Genomic DNA, 20,503 nt, shown 5'->3' on the forward strand with positions numbered 1-20,503 from the left:
AGAAAAAACAAAAACGTTATTTCTCATGTTTCAAAGGTTATCTTTAACAGTATTCTCTTTTTTGAGCGTTGCGCTAGCTTCTTTTGCCGCGTTGGCAAACGACAACATCGATGCCGTTATCGAAAAGGTACGCACGCCTTCGTATGATTGCCCTAATCAGTCTCTACTTCCAGAGCTTGAAGACACACTTGCTCTTGAGTCGCTTACATCACAACAACGTTTTGCCTTAACCGTAGCCAAAGGGCAGTTTTTAATTTGCCGTGGTAAGTACGAAGAAGCTGAAACTATGCTGCTTAAAGCCATTATGCAAAGCAATATTGATGAAAGCTCTTATGCGTTTGCATCGGCTATTTATCAAATTGGCTTTTCTTATGACGCCAGAGAAAACCCTGCACGCTGTAAGTACTACCAACAAGCCCAAGAACTATCATCGCCCGAGCGCCACAGCGATATCTTTACCAGCTCTTCTTTAGGCCTAATTAACTACTGTTCAGAAACCACTTCACCTGAAATAAGATTAGGTAAGATGTTTGGTGTGCTTAAGCGTTATTCAAACGACGGCAGCCCCGGTGAGTTAGCGCATATTCACAACGCAATTGGCTTACTATATGGCGATTTAGAGCAACATGCCTTAGCAGCAGAGCAATATCTAAAAGCACATGAAATGGGCTTGCTTGTATATGAAGGCAGTAATAAGGTAAGTATTCTTATCAGCGCCATTGTGTCATTGCTAAGCAGCGGTCAAACTGAGCGCGCCTACCAAAGCATTTTAGAACTGGGTGTACTCAATAGCGAAATAGACACACCGCTAACCAACTTCTTGTATCAGTATGCACTGTCTATTTACTATAGAAAAACACAAAACTACAACCGACTTACCTACACCCTTCCCGATTTAGAAAAAGCGTCTTCGAACATCTCGAGTTCGTTTGGCGAGCTTCTTGTTAACTGGCACAAAGCTGAGATTTGCTTACATGACAACGATCTCACCTGTATTAAGCAGTATATATCAGGTATTGAAGCGTTAAATGATGACGCGATACCGCCGGTCTTTCGTTCAAATTTGGATTACCTTAGCTTCAACGTGTCTATGTATATCGCACTGCAGGACTTAGCTAAGGCGAAAGAAGCGCACGAGATTTATTCTAAAGAAGTGACTAAGCGCCGTGAAGTTACTCAAGACTCGGCCTTAATTATTGGTGCAGCTAACTTGTATACCCGCATTTATGATTTGGAATCTGCGATTGAACAAGCGGAACAGCAACGAAAGAACACGCTGTATACCGCTATTATTATTTTCCTTCTGGTAAGTGGTATTACTGGCTACGTACTTCGTAGAAAACACCTTGCGCGCAAAGCCATCGATCCCGTTACTCTGCTGCTTAATGCGAATTCGGCGATAGCCCGCATTAACAAGCTTGATGCGCCGAAAAAAGGCCGAGCCATTGCCATTGCTATCTTCGACATTAGCAACCTGCGTGAAATAACGCGGAAAATGGGGTCAACAAAAGGTGATTTAGTATTACGACAAATTGCACAAACTCTTCAAAATGTTACCCGCGGTAACGATATTTTAGGGCGATTTGGTACCGAGCAATTTATTTTGTGTCTGCACAATATTGAAGAACGAAGTGCGCGACAGTTTTTCGACCGCGTACAGAGCGCGTTAGACAATACCTTTGAAAACGATGCCACTTCCGACCATATCGTGGTTGAGTCGCAGATGAGCGTATTTATTGCTAACGAGAAAATTACTGGGCTAAACGACATACTCGATGATATTGCCATGTCGATTGATATGGGTAACCGCTCAGGCGACAATTAATATCTACACAACCAAAAACGCGCGGCCCGTTGTTACGGTACCGCGCGTTTTTGTTTTAATGGAAGCTTGTTTACTGGTTCAGATATGTCTGAAAACGGGTATACACGCCATTGGTCCACCCGAAACCTAGCTGTACGTCGTATTCACCGCCACCTGCTTTTATTTCCGGTTCGCACACATTGTACTTTTCAAGTAGCACACCGCTTGATGCAAAGTGACGCTCAATGGTTTTACAAAAGCGCAGCATGATGGTTTGAGCCTGCATTTCAAACCCATAGTTGCGCAGCCCTTCAACGGCAAACAGTTGAAGCGGTGCCCAGCCATTTGGCGCATCCCATTGTTGCGACGTAGCGTTTGAAGTGGTTACCACGCCACCTTCTTTTAACAAGGAGTTCATTACCGCGGCGCGCACTCCCTCTGCCTGTTGTTCATTTGCAATACCAACGAACAACGGCACACACATAGCCGCTGACACTACATCGGTTTGAGTTTGTGTGGGGAAGTGATAGTCAAAATAGCCCGCCTTTTCAGCATTAAACAAATAGGTGTTTATTGCGTTAATTCGCGCTGTAGATGCCGCACTGTAGCGCGCTTGCTCGGCACCTTTTGACACGCTTGCCAGAGTCTGTTCAAGCGTTACTAAAAGCGCATTTAAATCTACGGGAATAATTTCAGTTGTACGAATACTTGCTAGTGAATTGGGATTAGCTAGCCAGCGCGAACTAAAGTCCCAACCCGATTCGCAAGCCGCGCGAACATGCTGGTAAAACTGACTTTTGTCAGCGCCTATGTGCTCTGCTGTTTCTATGTCTTCTCGATAAGACTCAGGGCGAGGCGTAGGCTCGGTGTCGAAGTAACGATTAAGTGTAGCGCCACACGGCATGGTAACCGTGCGCAGATGTGCTACGCCCTTTTGTGACGCGTTCTCGCCCGCTTCATTCATCCAAAACTGGTATTCTTTCTTTAAGCCCCAGATAACGTATTCTTTTTGCTGGTCGCTTAGTGCGTCTTTAAGCAAATTATAAAACAACGCCAAAATAGGAGGCTGACTGCGAGAGTAATAATAGGCGCGGTTGCCATTAGGAATGCAGCCTACTTCATTTAAAATATCTACAAAGTTCACCAACATGTTAATTGCCATGTCGGTGCGCCCCGCGTCAATTAGACCTAACGCGGTAAAATATGTATCCCAGTAATAGATTTCGCGAAAGCGTCCACCCGGCACTATGTATGGGCGGGTAAGCGCTATTAAGCTGTCTTTCTGCTCAGTGTCGGGGGTACGCGTTAGCACCTGCCACATATGCTCAATATAATCGGCTACATTTTCAAACTTGGTTTGCGATGTTGCGCTAATCATTTCTGGAATATCGAAATGGGTATTAACAAACGTAGCTAAGTCTACTGCTTCGCCGCTTTTCTCAGCATCTAAGCACGCTTGCTCATAGGCCGCTAAAACGGTATTGAGATCAGTTTTAACAATAGCGTCAGCGAAGGTTTTGCTGTCTGGGAATAGCTGTGCCATTTGCACATGTTTAAACAGGTCGCTGGCAAAAAACGACAAGCTGTCGCGCCAGTTGTGTGAAGAAGAACTCATAGTTACTGCGCACCTTTAGGCGATAGAGAAGAAGACGCTCGTTTAAAGAAGAAAAGGGTTACCACTAATGCACCGATTGGAATAAGCGATAGATAAAATGCTTGTTGGCCCCCTACTGCGTCGAAAATAAATCCAGTCACGATAGAACCTGTGGTTCCCCCAAGAGCCGAAAATACCACAATTAGCCCTGTCATAGGTGCATGTTGATGTTGAGGTAGTGCGCTTAGCATTACCGAGTTTAATACGGGGTAAATAGGCGCCATCATCAATCCAATTAATGGAATAAGGAACGCAGCTATTGGTGCATCAGCCCAGCTGGCTATTGTGCTGTCAGCCACGTTTTCGGCAAGCGGTAAGCTTAGTAGCATTACCGTAGCCATACCCGCTAAACAGATATTTAAGAAGGGATACCAGTTCATTCGCGTAAGTACTGCGCCCGCAGTTAAGCGCCCAACGGCCAGCGCTATCGCAAAGATACTGGTTATTTGAATGCTGACTTGAGTAGGTAAGCCCAGCACCTCTTTGTTAAAAGTTGGCAGCCACGAACCTATGCCCTGCTCTATTAACACGTATAAGAAAATAGAGAAGATAAACACCAGCACTAACGGCTTATAGGCCAATTTCAGCATGCTGAAGAACTCGCTTGCAAGGCCTTCTGATTGCGCTTTTTCCACAGGCTTTATAGGAGCCAATACCACAACGATTAACGTAAAACCAACCAGCGCAGCTAGTAAGTAGTAAACGTTCAGCCAAGATAAAGAAGCATCGTTATTGGGGTCGATAAACCCAGCAAACACCCAGTAGCCAGACAACACGCCCAACATAAAAATACCTTCAATAGTGTTCATTAACGATGAGTGCGCTTTAGTGGTAGACGACAGCTGACCAATAATGGCGTACACCGACACTTTCACTAACGCAAATGCAGTACCTATGCAGGCAAACAACACTTTAATGAACCAGAAACTTGCGATAGAAGGCGTCAGCGCACAGGCAACGGCCACTAATGCTAACCCAAGTAACATTGAAAGCTTGTAGCCAACTCTTGGAATGAAGCTGGCCACTAGGAACGAGACAATAGCAATAGAGAGATCTTTAAAGCCTTCTAGTGTGCTTGCATCTGGCTTACTAATGTCGAAGCTATTGATCGATTGCAGAATAACAGTACCCACACTGTTAAGTAGTATGGCAAATACGTAGTAGCTAATGGCAATGGCTGCAATGACCATGAATCGGGACATGTGTAAACACTCTGTTAACTGAATTATGCAGGAGTGTAGTCGTAAGAAAATAAAAATGCAAACGTTTGCAAAACGCTTTTATTTTTTCGTTAGAGCTTAATATCGTCACCCTGTTACCGTTAAATAATAGCGTTTATGCGTTAAAAAGCTGATAAAAAAGCGAAATATTAGTCGCTGTGCTGCGTAGAGCGACGGGCAATTAAGGTTGTTTCCACTACCTGGCTTTCTGTAGGTTTGTTTTCAAACTGGTTTAATAGCTGCGTAACCATCTCTATTGCGGCTTGCTGAGTATTCTGACGCACCGTTGTTAACGACGGGTGCATAAGTTCAGCTAAAGAAATATCGTCGTAACCCACAATGCCTACATCGCTTGGAATACCTACATAGCGCTCTTTTAACGCTTTTAACGCGCCTAATGCCACCATATCACTTACACAAACGATCCCGTCGAAATCTAACCCATTCGCCTTTATTCGCTCGTTGATGTACTGGTACGCTGCTTTCGACGTAATATCGATGGCGCAGGTGCACTGCGTGTCGATTGGCACATTTGCATCGCGGTGGGCTTGCGAATATCCCTTGTGACGTTCCTGCATTTCCGCGTGTTCAGAGTCTCCAAGAAACAAGATGCGTTTGGCGCCGTGACTCAGCAAATGCTGGGTTGCCGTATAGCCACCCAAATAGTTGTCGCCGCCAATAATGGGATATGGCGCGTCTGTTTTTGCATCGCCCCACACTACAATGGGAATGCCCGACTGTGCTGCTCGGTCGATTTTGGCCGTGGATTTGCCTTGCCCAATGACAATAATGCCGTCGGCGCGCTGGCTGCGAATAAAGTAGTTCGCCCAATCGTCAGATGCCATAAATGAATTAGACAGCAGTAGCTCGTAGCCTTTGGCATTTAGCGCCTGATTTAGCTCTCCCACCAGCTTAAGCAGGAATGGGTCTGTAGTGCTTTGTTCGGTGTTGTCGATTAGATTTAAAATCACCGCTATAACGTGAGTTTTCTGTGTTCTTAAGCGGCTAGCGGCCGCGTTAATACTAAAATTGTGCTCTTTAGCTAGTGCCTGAATTCTGCTTCGGGTTTCCTGCTTAATAAGCGGGTTGTCTTTCAGTGCCCGTGATGCTGTCGATGTTGATACACCAGCAATATCAGCCAGCTTCGCTAAGGTGAGTTTTGTTTCAGAAACCAATGTGACCATTCTCTAATAATTTTCGGTATACCGGGTTACCCGTGATAGCACTACAAAATAAAAGCCTAAAACCGCTACCTAAACCGGATAAATCGTCGACTCTACAGTCGAATTCACAATATAGCGCGAATCGTCTTGGCGTAAAACCATGTTAACAACAATAAACAAAAAATTTGCAAACGATTGCATTTTATTCTTGCAATCGTTTGCAAACAGATCTATTTTGTTTCGCAATCGTGATGCGTATAACAATTTTTAAACCTGTTTAACGCATTCAGTTAACAACGCAATAGAACATTTTCGGGAGCACACACCATGAAAACGTTGTTTACAAAAGGAATGCTGGCGAGTGCAGTAGCGGTAGCACTAACGCAGCCTGCCATGGCACAAGAAGACGTAAAACAACAAGCGAAAGACAACGCAGAGATCATTGTTGTCAGCGGTACGCCAGGCGGCGCAGGGATTAGAAAGATTGACGCAAGCTTCGCGGTAACCAACATCGACGCTAGCGACATTGAAAAATTGGCACCTAAGTCTACGGCCGATTTGTTTAAGGCCATTCCAGGTGTTTGGGTTGAAAGCTCAGGCGGTGAGTCAGGCGCGAACGTATTTGTGCGTGGTTTTCCAGGTGGTGGCGATGCGCCGTTCTTAACGATTGCGCTTGAGAACTCTCCTATCTACCCTGCATCTACGCTATCTTTCCTTGAGAACTCTCAGCTGTTTCGCATCGACGACACAATTGAAATGGTTGAAGGTTTACGCGGTGGTCCAAACCCAGTAGTAAGCAACGGTCAACCAGGTCTTACAACAAACTTCCGCCTTAAACGTGGTGGCGAGTCGACAGAAGCGTCAGCGAAGTACACCATCTCTGACTACGGCCTAAACCGTATTGACGTGGTTGCAAGCGGCGCACTAGATGACGACTTGTACTACATGGTTGGTGGCTACATTAAGAGCTCAGAAGGTATTCGTGATGCCGGCTTTAACTCTGAGCAGGGTAACCAGTTCACCGTTAACATCACTAAAGTTTTCGAAAAAGGCGAGCTTAACCTTTATACCCGTCAAACTGACGATCGCGGTACTTGGTACTTACCTACACCTTTAAACGTTGAAGGTATCGACGCAAACTATACGCAAATTGGTCCATTGAATCGCCAAGGCACCATTACGTATGGCCCTAATGATACTACTGAGTCATTCGACTTTGGCGAAGGTCGTGGATGGGACGGTCACGTAAGTGGCGGTAGCATTAAGCTTGACTTAGGCAACGACTGGCAGCTAGTTGACCGCTTTAACCTTACCAAAGGTGAAGCCAATACTTTTGGTCTTGTACCGAATGGTTCTGCAACTACCGTTGCAAATGTTGCCGACAATGGCGAATCAGCCACTGGTGCAGTAACTGGCACAGTGTATGACGGTGATACGCCTATTCAGCAAATCGGCCGTTGGGTAGTACTTAAAGATATTGAAGCTTTCACTAACGACCTTGCTGTGTCGAAAAGCTGGGAAGACTTCGATACATCATTTGGTATTTACAGTGCATCAACCAAAGCTAATGACTGGTGGAGCATTGGTAACACGGCTTACCACGTGTTGCAGCCAGGCGGCGAATTGCTAGACGGGATCGAATGTAACACTGACGCACAAGGCTGCGATTGGAACTACGACATCAGCTCTGTAGGTGATGCAAGCACGTTCGCAGTTTATGCAACGGGTACGTGGTACGCAACCACAGACCTGAGCATCGACTTAGGGCTACGCCGTGAAAATCACGAAGTGAACTATTCGGTAGATGAAGATCTTGACGGCAAAATAACTAAAGCGCTTGAGTACGACGAAACCAAAACGTCGTGGACAGTGGGCGCAAACTACGCGCTTAATGACACCAGCGGTGTATTTGTTCGTATGAACCGAGGCTATAAAATGCCTTACTTCGACGACTTCAGAGACAACTGGGGTGCCTTCACTGGCGGTAACGACTTGATTCAAGAAGTTACTCAAGGCGAGCTTGGCTATAAGTTCATGAATGACAGCATCCAGTTCTTTGCGACTGCATTCGCAAACGAAGTAAAAGGCGATACGTTTGTACGCCGTCCAGGCGCACCGGCTGAAATTCTTACTAACGAAGCTTACGGTATAGAACTTGACGGTCGCTATAGCCACGATTCAGGCTTCTCGTTAAGCGTGAACGGAACTATTCAGGAAACTGAAATTACTGCCAGCGCCAATAACGAAGGCAATGAATCTCAGCGTCAGCCTGGTTGGCAAGTACGTGTAACACCAAGCTACGGCTTCGATATCGGCGATATGTATGCCACGGTATACGGTACATTATCAGCGGTTGATGATCGCTTTGGTAACAACGAAAACACAGTTGTACTAGAGGGATACGAGAAGATTGATGTAGGTCTAACGCTAGAGCCAACTGAATCACTTCGTCTTCAGTTCTCTGTTGATAACCTGACCGACGAACAAGGTATTACCGAGGGTGACCCGCGCAACCCAGATTCACCAAACGGCCGCTACATTATGCCTCGTAGCATGAAGCTTAGCGTTTCTTACTTGTTCTTCTAAGAACAAAAAGCGCAACACCTAAAAATAAAGCCGGCCTTAGTGCCGGCTTTTTGTTGTTCGTTTCTCTCAATATATTTCGTTCAAGGTTTATGAGGCTATTGCTGCCTTTTCTTGCACCCCTTTCTTGTTAGATTCTTCTTATATCCTGTCAGCGTTAATTTATCGACATTGGTCGTAATGTGCTTTAGCAAAACCAATTCTGTTTTACAGTGGTATAAGCAACGAACAAGCTAAAAACGAAACGTACCGTTTACTATCATCAACTATAGGAAGGTGAATCGTGACGCCAAAGGTTATTTTCTTCGATATTAATGAAACACTACTAGACATGCAGGCCATAAAAACAGGCTTAGCGTCGGTGCTAAACGGCGATGAGACACTGGTAGACTTATGGTTTGCTAACCTATTGCATCACAGTTTAGTGGATGTTGCGTCTGGACGGTTTCACGATTTCATTGATATTGGAGCCGCAGCGCTTACCATGGTAGCTCACAGTAAGGATATCTCTGTTGATGAGGCTACCGCAAAAGATACCATCAAAAAGCATATTACCCGATTGCCAGCGCACGACGATGTTGTTCCTACATTAAAGGCGCTTCAAAGCGCTGGTGTAACCTTGGTCGCGCTTTCAAACTCGTCTAAAGCCGGACTAGACGCACAGCTTGAGTTTGCCAATATTAAGCCCTATTTTTCCCATGTATTAAGTGTGGAAAGTGTACGTACCTATAAACCACATGCTGCGGTTTATCACTGGGCCTGTCAGCAGGCTAACGTAAAGAACGAAGATGCCATGATGGTGGCGGCTCATGGTTGGGATGTAAGTGGTGCTAAGGCGACAGGTATGCAAACCGCATACGTAGAGCGCTCGGGGAAAATGATGTACCCGTTAGGTCTTGCTCCCGATCACAGCATTGCTTCGCTTACTGCGCTTATCGAAATGATAAGTTCGTAACGTGTTCTGTGTGAGGGCACAACGACCTCGCTGTGCCTGACCACTATAAATCTAGCGTAGTTGCAAAATAGTTAGGCGCAAACAAAAAAGTCTTACCGAAGTAAGACTTTTTTCAAATCGAAATACAAAACAATTAAACTTTTGCTAGCTCGGGCTGGTTTGGCTTAAAACCTTGTGTGCTGCAAGAATTGCGTTTCGTTTCTAGTGCGCTTAATTGACGCTTAAGCCATGACTTCTGAATACCTGACTTAGCTGCGTCCATTTCAGTGCTTACGCGAGTGATTTCTTTTCCGACGTTCACGCATGCTTTCTTATTCGGTTCAAAGCCGCCATTAGCCAAAACAGAAGAAGAAAACATTAAAGCTGATACTGCTATAAGCGTTTGCTGTTTCATAAGAGTCCCCAACTACTCGTTATAATCCCGGGTTAGTGTCATACCGTAAGAATGAGCATATATTTGCTCTCAAATCTGTAAGGAATATAGCAGGCCTTTTATTCTAGTTAGGTACTACAAAACATACGCAGTAATAAAACTTTGCCTACCTTGTTCTTGCTAACGCACATAAGCCATTGTCTTTTATATTATTATGTCGACAATGATTTACCTTACCATTCCACTTACGTATCGATTTTTATATTTTTACGCACTAAATAGTGAGCCTATCCATAGTATCGGCTACAGCAACAGCATTCTGCAGCAGCATTACTCACTATTAAGCGTTGCTATTAAAACACCTTAGCTTTTCTGGAACAAGAAAAGTTATAACAATCCTTTTACAGGTTTTAGGACAGAAATTGCATTCTGTAAGTATTTACTCACTATACTTACAAGCGACTACCTGCCGAGAGCTTTTCTACGGTTTGCATAACACTTCTGCCCATATCATCTAGGCTTATTACGCGCTTAGCGGCGCCCTTTTCTATGGCTACTTTGGGCATACCAAAAACTATACAACTAGCTTCGTCCTGACAAAATGTTTCGCAGCCCGCGTTAAACATTTCGTGAAGGCCGCTTGCGCCGTCGCTACCCATGCCCGTAAGTAAAACGCCTAACGCATTGCTACCAGCACTTTTACAGATAGAATTAAATAACACATCCACCGAGGGCTTGTGACCCGATACGCGCGCGCCATCGGTCAATCTAATCCGGTAATCAGCCCCGCTTCTTTCAATTTCCATGTGTTTATCGCCAGGTGCAAGGTAGGCTTGGCCTGGTAGTAAACGTTCTCCGCCTTTCGCTTCTTTGACCTGCATTTGGCACACGGCATCTAGTCGTTTAGCGTAAGTCGAAGTAAACCCTGCTGGCATGTGTTGTGTGATCACGGTGGCAGGAGCGTTCGCCGGAAAGGTACGTAACACCTCTTTTATGGCTTCTGTCCCTCCGGTCGAGGCACCAATTGCAATGATTTTCTCAGTACCCGAATAATTGACTTTGCTCACGGTAGACACTTTCGAAGGCGCTGATTTTTTTACTTTAGAGCGCGCAGCCGTACGTATTTTCTCAACAATCAACTGGTGATAGTCTGCCATGCCTTGCGCCACACCTATTTTGGGCTTTGCAACAAAGTCGATAGCTCCTAACTCCAAGGACCTCAGCGTAGCATCAGCGCCTTTTTCGGTTAACGTAGAAATCATGACTACAGGCGTCGGCCTCGCATTCATCAGTACTTCTAGAAAGCGTAATCCGTCCACTTTAGGCATTTCTATATCAAGCGTAATAACATCTGGCGACTTTTCTAGAACCAGCTTTTTTGCCACGAAAGCATCGGGAGCAGCACCCACTAATGCCATGTCTGGCTCACTTTTTATAATCTCACTTAGAATTTGCCGGATCAGTGCCGAGTCATCTACCACCAAAACTTTTATCGTCATTGTTAGTCCTCGAAGATATCTACGCTACCGGTAGGTGCACGTCTTGACAGTTCCCACCGATGCTGACTTTCTCTTTCAATAATTGTGGCGTTATTAAGCTCGTGAATTCGCTTCATAAAGACATTGCCGTTGCTTGGAAAAAAGTAAACCTTGCGCGCGTAAACATCACATAAGTCACTGGCCAATATCGGTATGCCTTCCGTGCTTAAAAAGTCTGTTACGAATTCTGCGTTGAACTTCCCAACATCGTGCTGCACGAAGGACGGCACCACTTTTCCACCACCAAACACTTTTGCTTTTATTCGGGCTTTATTGGCACCGGCTTTCACTAAGTCGTTGATAAGAATTTCCATGGCATGCACGCCGTATTTGGCAGCCATACCTTGTGTTTTTTCGAACTCACTGGCAGTTTTATTTACTGTAGGCAACATAAAGTGATTCATGCCGCCAATGCCTGTTTCAGGGTCGTATAAACATGCCGCCACACAAGACCCCAATACCGTTACCAGCATTTTATCTTGTGTTGTTACGAAGTATTGTCCAGGTAATAGCTTTACTGCGTCGATAGAAAAACGTTTGTCGTAATAGCTAATAGGTACTTCGAAATTACAAGATTCCACACGTGCTCCTAATGAACCGGGCGATATATAGTTTTACCTACCGGTCTCACAAGATTAGTACACATATTGAAGTTTTCAGAATGCCCTGCCATATAAAGTCCTGCAGGCTTTAACATACCCACCATTCTTTGTAACACGTTTAATTGCGTGGGCTTGTCGAAGTAAATCATTACGTTTCGACAAAAAATGATATCGAGTGGACCTTTTACATCCCACTTTGCATCGGTAAGATTGAGTTTTTTGAACTGCACCATGTGTCTTAACTCATCCACTACTTTCACTTTTCCCTCGTTTGCACCTTTACCTTTATGGAAGAATTGTTTTTGTCTTTGGATGGGTATTTTCGCGATCGATGCTAAAGGATAAATACCCGCTTTGGCTTTTTGCAGTACCTTACTGTCTATGTCTGATGCAATGATTTTCACAGGAGTTTTGAAGCTTCCAAACGCCTCTGCGACGACCATGGCAATAGAGTAAGGCTCTTCTCCGGTTGAGCTGGCAGCACACCAGATAGTGGTTACTTCTGGATGTTGTTTTAAGTGCTCGGCCAGTGCAGTGAAGTGGTGTGGCTCGCGAAAAAACGACGTAAGATTGGTCGTCAATGCATTGATGAACTGCTCTAGCTCAGGTTCAGACTTATCAACTACGCCTAGATAATCGTTAAAGCTTGTGAGCTGAAGGGCTCTGATACGCCGAGCCAATCTGCTGTATACCATCGCTTCTTTAGCGTCTGACAACTTTATACCTGCTTTTTTGAAAAGCATGTTTTGCACTTTGTGGAAGTCCGCCTTTTCAAAGGCGAACTCCCGAGTGCTATCGCGCGATGAAAGAACCGTTGTCATTAGAACGACTCCCACTCGGCTTCATCAGGCAGTGCGGGTTTCAGTGCTTGTGCTTGAGGCGCGTTGTTAATCACTGAGGCTACGCGTGGCTGCTTGAAATCTGTGTGAGAGAGCGCAGCGATGTGCTTTTGCTCCATTGACAAGCCCTTTCCAACTTCAAATACCGATACCCGTTCATTAAGTTGCAACGACTGCTGCTTCAAACTGTCCGCGGCGGCGGCAGCCTCTTCTACCAGTGCTGCATTTTGTTGGGTCATTTCATCCATTTGAATGACCGCTTTGCTCACCTCTTCAATGCCCGCCGCTTGCTCGGCAGACGCAGCGGCAATTTCAGACATAATGTCGTTTACGCGCTTAATGGAAGTTACGACTTCAGCCATGGTGTCGCCCGATTTCACAACCAGCTCGTTACCGCTGGCTATTTTGGTTACAGAGTCAGAAATCAGTTCTTTGATGTCTTTCGCTGCTTCGGCTGAGCGCTGAGCTAAGTTTCTTACCTCTGAAGCAACTACCGCAAAGCCTCGCCCCTGTTCGCCCGCGCGAGCAGCTTCAACGGCTGCATTTAAAGCAAGAATATTGGTTTGAAAAGCGATGCCGTCTATAACGCCAATAATGTCAGAGATCTCTTGTGCCGAGTCGTTGATTTGGGTCATGGTTTTCACCACTTCACCTATAACCTGCCCCCCTTCTGAAGCAATTTTACTCGCCTGTGCGGCTAAGCCATTCGCTTGCTCTGCATTCTCTGCGTTGAGTTTTACGGTTCCCGTTAGCTCTTCCATACTCGATGCAGTTTCTTCCAGACTGGATGCCTGCTGCTCGGTGCGGCTTGATAAGTCAGCATTGCCCGTTGCAATCTCACCCGACGCCACATTAATGGTTTCTACTGCTTCGTTAATACTTGTGATGGTGCCGCGCATTTCGTTGATGAACTGATTAATGGCCTCGCCCAACACAGCAAAGTCACCGTCTAAAGCATGTTCAATGTTGACCGTTAAGTCGCCCTCAGTCAGCTTGGTCATTACGTGTTTAATTTCATCAACAGCTTGGGTTCTACCCGTAATATCGGTAGCAAACTTAACTACACGGAAAGGCTTACCGTTATGGTCTAAAATAGGGTTGTACGTGGCTTGAATAAATATCTCTTTGCCGTTTTTACCCAATCGACGATATTCACCTGAAGAAAAAGTGCCGCTGCGTAGCGCATCCCAAAACGCCGCATATTCAGGGCTAGCTCGGTGAGCAGGGTCGACGAACATGCTGTGATGCTTACCTTTGATTTCATCTAAGGTGTAGCCCACCGTAGTTAGAAAGTTTTCATTGGCATGCTGAATAATGCCATCCATATTGAACTCTATGACGGCCTGAGACTTTCCTATTGCAGCTAACTGCCCTTCAAAGTAGGCATTTTTCACTTTCTGTTCGGTGATATCACTGGCGTACTTCACCACTTTAACCACATTCCCACTCATGTCTAAGATAGGATTGTAGGTCGCTTGAATCCAAATATCTGAGCCGTCTTTCGCAATTCTATGAAATTCACCCGAGTAAAATTGGCCTTCTGCCAGTTTTTTCCAAAACGATTGGTACTGTTCAGATTCTCGCTCTTGTTTAGTGACAAAAATGCGGTGGTGTTTGCCCTCAATTTCATCTAGGGAATAGCCAACCGTTGCCAGAAAGTTATCGTTGGCTACGAGAATATTGCCTTTTGTATCAAACTCGATCACCGCTTGTGATTTACTTATTGCGTCTATTTGCCCTGTGTTAAACGCGTTTTGTAGCTTTTGTTCAGTCACATCAGACGCATATTTCACCACTTTTATTGGCTGGCCGAACTCGTCAAAAATAGGGTTATAAGACGCTTGGATCCAAAGCTCACTGCCATCTTTTTTTACCCGTTTGAATTCGCCTGACTTAAAGTCACCTTTCTTTAAGTCACGCCAGAACGCTGCATACTCAGGGCTCATTTTATAGTTGGGTTCAACAAACATACTATGATGCTGACCTTTGATTTCGTTCAGCTCATATCCCGTTGTTGCGCAGAAGTTTGCGTTGGCGTTTTGAATAACGCCTTCAAGGTCGAACTCAATCACAGCAAGGGACTTGTCTATGGCATTTATTTGGCCTTCGTAGTCTGCATTTTTGCGTTTTTGCTCCGTTACATCGGTAGCAAATTTTACTACCCGAACAATATTCCCGAGCTTGTCATAGATAGGATTGTAAGAGGCTTGAATCCATACTTTGTCGCCGTTTTTCGCTACGCGGCAATATTCACCGCTGCTGTGCTCACCGTTTCGCAGCGATTCCCAGAATGATTTATATTCTTCAGACACGCCGTAGTCTGGCAATACAAAAAGGCGATGATGCTTACCAACAATGTCTTCTTTCGAATAGCCTGTAACCTTCAAAAAGTTTTCATTGGCGTCTTCTACTATTCCCTCCGGCGTAAAGGAAATAATGGCTTGGCAACGATCTAACCCTGCCAATAAACCGGTTTTATATTGCAGCTCCTGATCATTAAGCCATTCCACCATGGTGCCGAGCTTGTCGCCTTCAACACTTTTAATGGTAGATAACTTAAGGGTAAAGAGTAAGTCGCCCACAGGCAGTAAAAAGGTATCGCTGCTATCACAGCTTTTATAACGCAAATTCAGGTCGCTATTGTTGGCGAAAAACGCGGCCATAGTAGAGCCCGTCAGGCCTTGAAAATTAATGCCTGGTAAAGCACGCTCGAACTGCGTTTGATGCTCGTTGGCTAAAGCATAAAATGCCTTGTTAGCGAAGGTGATCGTTCCCTCGGCATCGACCAACATCAAACATGCGGTACTTTCGCTTAGCGCTTGCTCTTGAAAGCGTGAAAGACTTTGTGCCGCTACTAACTCTTCATTATGAAATATATTAAATACGCCCATTATTCCATCCACCTGATTTGCGACGCTCTGTTCTAAAAACGTCAAACTAAATGCCGTGTAATAAAAAAGGCGAATTCCTTTTCAAGAATTCGCCTTCGCTTTTTTAGAACGACTCCCAATCGTCACTGCTTGGTACTTTTGGAGTCAGTTTCTTTTGCGTTTTAATTGCTGTAACCGGTGCAACGTGTTTATTCTTGTTTACTGATGCAACCTTTATTGGCTTTTCTTCACTGACCGTCGCTTTATCACCAATGTTAAATGCTGATACGCGTTCAGATAAACTTCCCGCTTGCTGCTGCAAACTTTCTGCGGCAGCCGCAGCCTCTTCCACCAGCGCTGCATTTTGTTGCGTCATTTCATCCATTTGCACAACGGCTTTACTTACCTCTTCAATTCCAGAAGCTTGCTCAGAACTCGCCGCTGCAATTTCCGACATAATGTCGTTAACTCGCTTAATGGAAGTCACCACTTCTTCCATGGTGTCGCCTGACTGATTGACGAGTTTGTTACCGCCATCAATCTTGCTTACCGAGTCTGATATAAGCTCTTTTATTTCTTTTGCTGCTTCGGCAGAACGCTGAGCCAGGCTTCGTACCTCTGACGCAACTACCGCAAAGCCACGGCCCTGCTCACCTGCTCGTGCAGCTTCTACGGCAGCGTTTAATGCCAGAATATTAGTTTGGAATGCGATGCCGTCGATTACGCCGATGATGTCTGAAATTTCCTGCGCAGACTCGTTGATAGACGACATGGTGTCCACAACCTGACGGATTAGCTCACCGCCCCGCGACGCGATTTCACAGCTCTGAGACGCTAAGCTATTGGCTTGTTCCGCATTTTCAGCGTTGAGCTTGACGGTACCGGTAAGCTCTTCCATGCTCGACGCCGTTTCTTCAAGACTAGACGCTTGCTGTTCGGTACGACTTGATAGGTCTGAATTCCCCGTGGCAATTTCAGACGAGGCCGTATTGATTGTCTCTACTGCTTGGTAAATTGAACCGATAGTGCCAGACATTTCACTAACGAATTGATTGATAGCATCGCCTAGTACTTGGAATTCACCCTCGAACTGTTCATCAAGCTCTGCCGTTAAATCACCGCCAGATAAGCGGGTCATCACATCACTGATAGAACCGATAATGCGACGCATATCGTCGATAAAGCGGTTTATTGACGTGCCAAGCTCTTTAAATTCACCCTCGAACTCATGCTCAATGCGACAATCTAAATTACCCTGAACCAATTCATTCATGGCGGTTTTGATATCGCTAATGGCCTGTTTTCTACCAGTAATATCAATGGCATATTTCACCACACGGTGAGGTCTACCGTTTTGATCCAAAATAGGGTTATAAGACGCTTGGATCCAAACTTCTTTCCCACCTTTGCCCACGCGCTTAAATTCGTCAGTGAACTGCACGCCTTGGCGCAACTGTTCCCAAAACTGACTGTACTCAACACTGCGCTTATACTCATCTTCCACAAACATACTGTGATGCTTGCCTTTAATTTCATCTAGGCTGTAGCCAACCGTGTTTGTGAAATTCTCGTTGGCGTTTAAAATTTTGCCCTCAAGGTCAAATTCAATAACGGCCTGCGCTTTGTTTATTGCGTCTATTTGTCCTTCGAAATAGGCATTGCGTAACTTAGATGCAGTGATGTCGGTGGCGAATTTCACAACGCGAATAACTTTACCTTCGCCATCGAAAACCGGGTTGTAGGTGGCTTGGATCCAAATCTCTTTCCCCATTTTGTCGAATCGACAAAACTCGCCGTTTTGTGACTTGCCCTCTTTGAGGTCGCGCCAAAATTGGGCGTACTCTTCTGAGCGAATGTATTGTGCGTCACAAAACATTTTGTGATGGTTGCCAACAATTTCATTGAGGCTGTAGCCAAGCGCATTAAGAAAATTGTCGTTCGCGTTTTGGATAACACCATCGGCGTTAAATTCGATAACAGCCTGGGCATTATTCAACACATTAAGCATCGTGCTTTTAATGAGTAATTCTGACTGATCAACCCATTCAACCATGGTGCCTATATTGTTATTCTCTTGGTCGAAAAACGGCGTAAGGGTGAGTTTGAAGTTTAAGTCGCCAATGCTAATCGTAGAGGTCATTGTCGATTTCAATTCAGCAAGGATATTGCGCTGATGCGAAGGATTACGATGAAACTGGTCGATGTTTTGACCTTCCAAGTTGTCAGCAGAAAAACTGGGGAGTACAGCCTGAAGTTTCTTCTCGTTTTCTTTAAGCAGCGACTTTACAGACTGATTAGCATAGATAATATTTCTGTCTGCATCGGCCATCATGATGCAACAGGTTGTAGCATCAAGTGCCTGTTTGTTTCTTAATGCTTGGTTAACGTCCGTTGCTTTTGTGAAGTCTTCTAACCACGTCATAATTCCCATTTTCTCAGCCCTCTACCACTTGTGCTTTTGTTTCAACTAAACCCAATTCGTTACTTGTAATTAAGCTTTCAATATTGACTAAAATAACCATGTGCTCATCGACATCGGCCAGTCCGTGAAGGTACTTGCTATCGAACGCCACACCGAACTCTGGTGGCGGCAGCATGTCTTCTTCGGAAAGGCGAATGACGTCAGACACGCCATCTACCACAATGCCAACGATCCGCTCGTGAACGTTAAGCATAATGACGATAGTAAAATCGTTATAAGTGGCTTCACCTACGTTGAACTTAATGCGTAAGTCGACGATAGGTACAATGTCGCCACGAAGGTTTATCACGCCTTTAATGAAGTTTGGCGCATTGGCAATTTTGGTAACCTGTTCGTAACCACGAATTTCCTTCACGGTTGTGATATCAAGGGCATAGTGCTCCTCACCCAAGACAAAACTTAAGAATTCGTTCTCTTTCGATGCGCTAACGGCTTGTTGTAAGGCTGCTTCGCTCATAGTGAAACCTCTTCATTTGGAACATTTGTACAGTTAGTAGCCACCGAGTCTGCATCCAAAATCATGGCTACCTTGCCATCCCCCATAATGGTTGCACCTGCGATCCCTGCTACTTTTTTGTAATGTTGCTCAAGGCTCTTAATTACGACTTGTTGTTGACCCACAAGCGAATCCACCAGCACGCCATAGCGCTTCTTACTGCTTTCTAGTAGCACGACGATGCCTTTGGTTGGCTCAGTGATGCCGTCGTCTACCTGCATAAGTTGAGTAAGTGACACCAGCGGCCAGTACTGGTCTCTAATCCACAGTACTTTGTCATTGCCAAGGGTTTTCACTTGAGATGATGTGGGTTGAAATGATTCGATAACGTTAAGTAGTGGGATAACGAAAATTTGATCGCCAACCGATACACACATGCCGTCTACGATAGCGAGCGTGAGTGGTAAGTGGATATAAAACGCAGAGCCCTCACCCTGCGATGATTCAATTTCAATACGCCCGCCAATAGACTCGATATTCCTGCGAACCACATCCATGCCTACACCTCTGCCCGACACATCTGTAACTTCTGCAGCAGTCGAAAAGCCCGCTTGAAATATAAGCTGCCAAATTTCACTGTCGGGCATATCTGGCGTAACCGTAAGACCGTTTTGTGTGGCTTTATCTACAATGCGAGCTTTGTTTAAACCGGCTCCATCGTCGATAATACCAATGATGATACTGCTACCTTTCTGCTCTGCACTTAAGATAACTGTGCCGTTTTCGGCTTTGCCTGCTTCAAGGCGTTTTTCAGGACTTTCTATACCGTGATCGATACTGTTCCTTACTAAATGCGTAAGCGGGTCGACCAGTTTTTCGATTAGGCTCTTATCTATTTCGGTGTTGCCACCTTGAATCACCAAATCTACTTTTTTGCCTAGCTTCGAAGACAAATCACGTACCACACGAGGGAAGCGATTAAACGTCATGTTTACCGGCAACATGCGCATAGACATGACTGATTCTTGAATTTCGCGGGTATTGCGCTGCAACTCGTCTATAGCAAGCTGTAGGCGCTCTCCGACTTGTCCTTCAACTTCCTGCCCCACGTTTGAAAGCATGGATTGAGTAATCACCAGTTCGCCGACCAGATTAACCATCGCATCGATTTTGGTGGTATCGACACGAATTGATGCTGCCTCTTTCGTCGCTGCTTTTGGCTTGGTTTTAACGGGCTTCACAATAGGTTGTTTTGGTGTAACTTGTTGCGAAGAAGATTCAGTAGCGTCTGTTTTTACAGGAAGGGTGTCTGGTTCGAAAAAGCCAAAGCCCTCATCAGCTACGCCGACCTTGGTATTCGCTTCACCTTTAGCCTGCGTCTCTTCTGATGTGGCTTCATCTTCGAAAAGTCCGAAGCCTTCAATGTCATCTGAGGTATTTTGACTTTGAGAACTTTCTAAATTGGTTTCTTGAGATTCAGTCTCGTCTTCATCAAAGAATCCAAATCCATCAATCTCGTTGTCTGTATTAGCTTCACCTTGAGCAGTTTGATCACATGTTTCTTCTGCGTTTTGTGGCATTTGTCCTGACGCACTTGCGAGGGTATCTTCAAGGACTTTTATGCTTGCATCAATTTGTTCTTGGGGAAGATCTGTTTGTTCTTTATATGCCGATAAGGTGTCTTTCAATACATCAAGGGTTTGCAAAAATATGTCGACAATGTCTGCCGTAACCTGAATTTCCTGGTTTCGGGCTTTGTCGAGCAAATTTTCCATTACGTGAGTCAGATTCATTAGTGCATCGAACCCGAAAATCCCACTGCCGCCTTTGATAGAGTGCGCCGCTCTAAAGATACTGTTCAGCTCTTCGGGGTCGGGCGCATCCACATCCAAGGTCATGAGCAACTGCTCCATATCTTGGAGGTGCTCATCACTCTCGTCAAAAAACACACCGTGAAATTGGTTTACATCAATGGTCATGACTG

Annotated in this window: 14 protein-coding genes; 3 read left to right on the forward strand and 11 right to left on the reverse strand. The window is 45.2% G+C overall.

All coding sequences use genetic code 11. The features are described from left to right. The first annotated feature begins 25 nt into the window (after positions 1-25). A complete protein-coding gene (locus tag AWH61_RS15590; RefSeq protein ID WP_075177685.1) occupies positions 26-1,825 on the forward strand; it encodes a GGDEF domain-containing protein in 1,800 nt (599 codons plus the stop codon). 70 nt (positions 1,826-1,895) lie between these two features. Here AWH61_RS15590 and AWH61_RS15595 read toward each other — a convergent pair whose 3' ends face one another. From AWH61_RS15595 to AWH61_RS15605, 3 genes are all read right to left on the reverse strand, one after another. Beyond that, a complete protein-coding gene (locus tag AWH61_RS15595) occupies positions 1,896-3,419 on the reverse strand; it encodes a trehalase family glycosidase (protein WP_075177575.1) in 1,524 nt (507 codons plus the stop codon). 2 nt (positions 3,420-3,421) lie between these two features. Beyond that, complete coding sequence (locus AWH61_RS15600) at positions 3,422-4,660, reverse strand: MFS transporter (protein ID WP_249922667.1); 1,239 nt, start codon at positions 4,658-4,660, stop codon at positions 3,422-3,424. 167 nt (positions 4,661-4,827) lie between these two features. Then, the gene (locus AWH61_RS15605) at positions 4,828-5,862 is read right to left on the reverse strand and encodes a LacI family DNA-binding transcriptional regulator (RefSeq protein WP_014947952.1); all 1,035 of its coding nucleotides are present in this window, start codon (positions 5,860-5,862) and stop codon (positions 4,828-4,830) included. 306 nt (positions 5,863-6,168) lie between these two features. Between AWH61_RS15605 and AWH61_RS15610 the strand changes: the two genes are divergently transcribed. Both AWH61_RS15610 and AWH61_RS15615 read left to right on the forward strand, forming a co-directional pair. After that, entirely contained in the window at positions 6,169-8,427 is a 2,259-nt protein-coding gene (locus AWH61_RS15610) for a TonB-dependent receptor (protein WP_075177577.1), read from the forward strand. A gap of 280 nt (positions 8,428-8,707) precedes the next feature. Further along, on the forward strand, positions 8,708-9,379 hold the full coding sequence (locus AWH61_RS15615) for a haloacid dehalogenase type II (protein WP_075177578.1): 672 nt from the start codon (positions 8,708-8,710) through the stop codon (positions 9,377-9,379). 133 nt (positions 9,380-9,512) lie between these two features. Here the strand turns inward: AWH61_RS15615 and AWH61_RS15620 are convergent, their stop codons facing one another. From AWH61_RS15620 to AWH61_RS15655, 8 genes are all read right to left on the reverse strand, one after another. Beyond that, positions 9,513-9,773, reverse strand: a complete 261-nt coding sequence (locus tag AWH61_RS15620; protein WP_014947949.1) for a hypothetical protein — start codon at positions 9,771-9,773, stop codon at positions 9,513-9,515. Positions 9,774-10,204: 431 nt separating this feature from the next. Continuing rightward, positions 10,205-11,251 (reverse strand): protein-glutamate methylesterase/protein-glutamine glutaminase, encoded by a 1,047-nt coding sequence (locus tag AWH61_RS15625; protein WP_014947948.1) that lies wholly within the window; start codon positions 11,249-11,251, stop codon positions 10,205-10,207. A gap of 2 nt (positions 11,252-11,253) precedes the next feature. After that, positions 11,254-11,871: a chemoreceptor glutamine deamidase CheD gene (gene cheD, locus AWH61_RS15630; protein WP_014947947.1), complete on the reverse strand. Its 618-nt coding sequence runs from the start codon at positions 11,869-11,871 to the stop codon at positions 11,254-11,256. A gap of 8 nt (positions 11,872-11,879) precedes the next feature. Beyond that, positions 11,880-12,713, reverse strand: a complete 834-nt coding sequence (locus AWH61_RS15635; RefSeq protein WP_061439173.1) for a CheR family methyltransferase — start codon at positions 12,711-12,713, stop codon at positions 11,880-11,882. Continuing rightward, positions 12,713-15,622: a methyl-accepting chemotaxis protein gene (locus tag AWH61_RS20305; RefSeq protein ID WP_075177579.1), complete on the reverse strand. Its 2,910-nt coding sequence runs from the start codon at positions 15,620-15,622 to the stop codon at positions 12,713-12,715. The genes AWH61_RS15635 and AWH61_RS20305 overlap by 1 nt, the downstream gene beginning before the upstream one ends. A gap of 103 nt (positions 15,623-15,725) precedes the next feature. Then, the gene (locus AWH61_RS15645) at positions 15,726-18,032 is read right to left on the reverse strand and encodes a methyl-accepting chemotaxis protein (protein ID WP_075177580.1); all 2,307 of its coding nucleotides are present in this window, start codon (positions 18,030-18,032) and stop codon (positions 15,726-15,728) included. 4 nt (positions 18,033-18,036) lie between these two features. After that, positions 18,037-18,540, reverse strand: coding sequence for a chemotaxis protein CheW (locus tag AWH61_RS15650; RefSeq protein WP_014947943.1), 504 nt, complete (start codon positions 18,538-18,540; stop codon positions 18,037-18,039). Next, positions 18,537-20,498, reverse strand: coding sequence for a chemotaxis protein CheA (locus tag AWH61_RS15655; protein ID WP_075177581.1), 1,962 nt, complete (start codon positions 20,496-20,498; stop codon positions 18,537-18,539). The genes AWH61_RS15650 and AWH61_RS15655 overlap by 4 nt, the downstream gene beginning before the upstream one ends. Between the last annotated feature and the right edge of the window lie 5 nt (positions 20,499-20,503).

Origin of the sequence: Alteromonas sp. W12 (assembly GCF_001924945.1) — a bacterium.
GTDB classification, from domain to species: domain Bacteria; phylum Pseudomonadota; class Gammaproteobacteria; order Enterobacterales; family Alteromonadaceae; genus Alteromonas; species Alteromonas macleodii.